Raw genomic sequence first — 3,820 nt, forward strand, 5'->3', positions numbered from 1 at the left:
ACTCGGAACAGCTGCAAGAGGCGATATCCAGGCAGAGGAACTACAGGACCTCATGGCTGGCGGACAGGAACTCGCCGAGCTCGAAGGATCCCTCGGCGGTACAATCTAAGTTCCCTGAAAAGGACGGACAAAGTCGTGAAAAATCTCGATGTCATCACCATCGGCCGATCATCGGTCGATCTCTACGGAGCGCAGGTTGGCGGCCGGTTGGAGGACATGTCGTCTTTCAACAAATATATTGGCGGCTCACCGACCAATATGGCCGCCGGGACAGCTCGCCTCGGGCTGAAATCCGGACTGATCACCCGGGTTGGTGATGAACATATGGGCCGTTTTGTCCGCGAAGAACTTGACCGGCACGGCGTCGACACACGCGGTGTCATTACCGACAAGGAACGGCTGACTGCCCTGGTTTTGCTCGGCATTCGGGACCAGGAGCAGTTTCCGCTGATCTTCTACCGCGAAAACTGCGCGGACATGGCCCTGTGTGAAGACGATATCGATCCGGACTTCATTGCCTGTGCCAAAGCGGTCGTTGCGACCGGCACGCATTTGAGCAACCCGCAGACAGAAGCTGCGGTTCTCAAGGCTTTGAGACTGGCGCGCGACAGTGGTGGCCAGACCGCACTCGATATCGACTACCGCCCCAATCTCTGGGGACTATCAGGGCACGGCGACGGTGAAAACCGCTTCATAGCGTCCGATCAGGTGACGGAAAAACTGCAGTCTACATTGCATTTGTTCGATCTGATTGTCGGCACCGAAGAAGAATTCCACATTGCCGGCGGCACAACCGACACCATCCAGGCGCTTCAGAATGTCCGTAAGGTGTCCAATGCGACGCTGGTCTGCAAACGTGGTCCGATGGGCGCGACCGCCTTTGAAGGAGACATTCCCGAAAACCTGGATGACGGCATTTCCGGACCCGGCTTTCCGATCGAAGTCTTCAATGTTCTGGGTGCCGGCGACGGTTTCATGTCCGGCCTGCTCAAGGGCTGGATCACCGGCGAGGACTGGGTCACAAGCCTGACTTATGCCAATGCCTGCGGCGCCTTTGCCGTCTCTCGTCACGGCTGCACGCCTGCCTACCCGAGTTGGGATGAATTGCAGTTCTTCCTGAAACGCGGTGTTGAAGACAAGGCCCTGCGCAAGGACGCTGAACTGGAACAGATTCACTGGGCAACCAACCGGCACACTTCGCATGGTGGAAACTGGTCCACGATGCGTGTTTTCGCCTTCGATCATCGCATTCAGCTGGAACAGATGGCCGACGAAGCCGGTGTCAGCCCTGAACATCTCGGTTTCTTCAAGAACCTGTGCCTTGATGCCGCCGTGAACGTTGCAGATGGCCAACCCGGATACGGCATATTATGCGACAGCCGCATCGGTCGTGACGCTCTGTACCGGGCGGCAGGCACCGGGCTCTGGATCGGTCATCCGGTAGAATGGCCCGCGTCCCGTCCGCTGATGCTTGAACCTGAAATCGGACCGGATTTCGGCGGACTGGCCGAATGGCCGGTTGAACATGTCGTCAAGGTTCTGTGCTTTTACCATCCCGACGATACCGAGGAGATGAAAGCCGAGCAGGAGGACGTTCTGAAACGTCTGTTCGCTGCCTGCCGGCGCAACAATCTTGAAATGCTCCTGGAAGTCATTCCATCAAAAGTCGCCCCCATCGACGACGACACAACAGCAAGTGTCATCCGCCGCATCTATGAAATCGGCATCTACCCTGACTGGTGGAAGCTTGAACCTCTGACGTCGAAAGAAGCCTGGGCGAAGGCTTGCGCTGCCATAACGGACAACGATCCGAACACCCGTGGCATCGTGATCCTCGGGCTGGACGCGCCAGAGGACCAGCTTGCGGCCAGTTTTGCCGAGGCCGCGCAATTTGACCTTGTCAAAGGCTTCGCGGTCGGCCGGACGATTTTTGCCGATGCCGCACGCAAATGGCTTGCGGGCGACTTGTCGAATGACGAAGCTGTCGCGGACATGACCAATCGCTTCGAGCGTTTGTGCCGGATCTGGGATGATGTCCGCGCACTTTCACACTCCAAAGACCACCAAGGAATTCCTGCATGAGCACGATCCGTCTCACCGCCGCGCAGGCAATGGTCCGCTACATTTCGGCTCAATTGACGGAAGATGGCGAACGGTTCATCGATGGTGTCTGGGCAATTTTCGGTCACGGCAACGTTGCTGGCCTTGGCGAAGCCCTGGAACACGCGGGCAATCAGTTGCCGACCTGGCGCGGACAGAACGAACAGACCATGGCCCACACCGCGATCGCCTACGCGAAGGCCAACAAACGCACGCGCGCAATGGCGGTGACTTCGTCCATCGGCCCGGGCGCAACCAATCTTGTCACCGCAGCCGCCCTTGCCCATGTCAATCGGCTGCCGGTACTGCTTATTCCTGGTGATGTCTTCGCCAACCGCGCACCGGACCCCGTGTTGCAACAGATCGAGGATTTCGACGATGGCACTGTGTCTGCCAATGACTGCTTCCGTCCGGTTTCCCGGTATTTCGACCGGATAAGCCGGCCCGAACACCTGCTGACAGCGCTCCCTCGCGCTTTCAGGGTCATGACCGACCCGGCCAATTGCGGCCCTGTCACGCTTTCCTTTTGCCAGGACACCCAGGCGGAAGCCTTCGATTATCCCGTAAGCTTCTTTGAACCGCGAATATGGCGCATTCGGCGCCCTGAGCCGGACGGTCGCGACGTTTCCGATGTGGCCGCACTGATCAGGGACGCGAAAAATCCGGTCATCGTCTGCGGCGGCGGCGTAATTTATTCACAGGCGGAAGAGACGCTTGGTGACTTTGCCACCCGTCACGGCATTCCCGTGATCGAGACGCAAGCGGGAAAATCCGCCCTGCCTCAGTCGCACCCTATGAATTTCGGCGCAGCCGGTGTCGACGGCGCCGAATGCGCCAATGAAATGGCGGAAGACGCCGATCTTGTAATCGGTGTCGGCACCCGTTTCCAGGATTTCACCACCGGGTCCTGGGCCCTGTTCAAACAACCTGATCGCAAGCTCGTCTCGATCAACGTGCAAGGCTACGACGCCGGAAAACACGGTGCGGTCGGCCTGACCGGCGACGCAAAAGTGTCGCTGGAGAAGATCTCGAAAGCTCTCGGTGATCATCAGGCGAGCGCCTTTGATCCTCAGTCCCGCCTATCCTGGCTGGCCAAGGTCGACGCTCATTGCGGCGCTCGCACCGACACGCCGCAAGGTTACCTGCCGCTCGATGCCGAGGTGATCGGAGCGGTACAGCGCACCGCGACGGACAGGACGATCGCAATGTGTGCAGCGGGAACCATGCCTGGTGCCCTGAAACTGTTGTGGCAGGCACCACAAGGTGGTTATCACATGGAATACGGCTATTCCTGCATGGGTTACGAGATTGCCGGTGCCCTGGGCGTCAAACTCGCCCAGCCGGATCGGGATGTCGTCTGCTTTGTCGGCGATGGGTCATACATGATGGCCAATTCCGAGCTGGCAACTGCCGTCATGCGCAAAGTGCCATTCACGGTGGTCCTGACGGACAATCGCGGCTATGGCTGCATCAACCGGCTGCAGATGGGAACCGGCGGTGAGCAGTTCAACAACCTTTACAAGGACTGCAATGTCGTCGAACAGCCTGATCTGGATTTCGTTGCCCATGCGGCCTCCATGGGAGCGCATGCGGTAAGGGCCGAAAATATTGCCGATCTGGAAGCTCAGATACTGGCAGCCCGCGACAGGCCAGTCCCGACGGTGATCGTGATCGACACGGACCCGATGCACGGTCCTGGCGAAAACGGCGGAGGCCACTG

General features: G+C 58.8%; 2 protein-coding genes and 1 pseudogene. All 3 read left to right on the forward strand.

Annotated features, from left to right (window positions below; all coding sequences use genetic code 11):
* Positions 1 to 109 (forward strand): annotated as a pseudogene (locus tag K5905_RS29440) (sugar ABC transporter ATP-binding protein); the annotation flags it as partial.
* Positions 110 to 135: 26 nt separating this feature from the next.
* Positions 136 to 2,082, forward strand: coding sequence for a 5-dehydro-2-deoxygluconokinase (gene iolC / locus K5905_RS29445; protein ID WP_297591128.1), 1,947 nt, complete (start codon positions 136 to 138; stop codon positions 2,080 to 2,082).
* Positions 2,079 to 3,820: 3D-(3,5/4)-trihydroxycyclohexane-1,2-dione acylhydrolase (decyclizing) (gene iolD / locus K5905_RS29450; protein ID WP_297591130.1), on the forward strand; the 1,742-nt coding region annotated here is incomplete at its 3' end. The genes iolC and iolD, both read left to right, overlap by 4 nt.

Source organism: Roseibium sp. (assembly GCF_025698965.1).
GTDB lineage: Bacteria > Pseudomonadota > Alphaproteobacteria > Rhizobiales > Stappiaceae > Roseibium.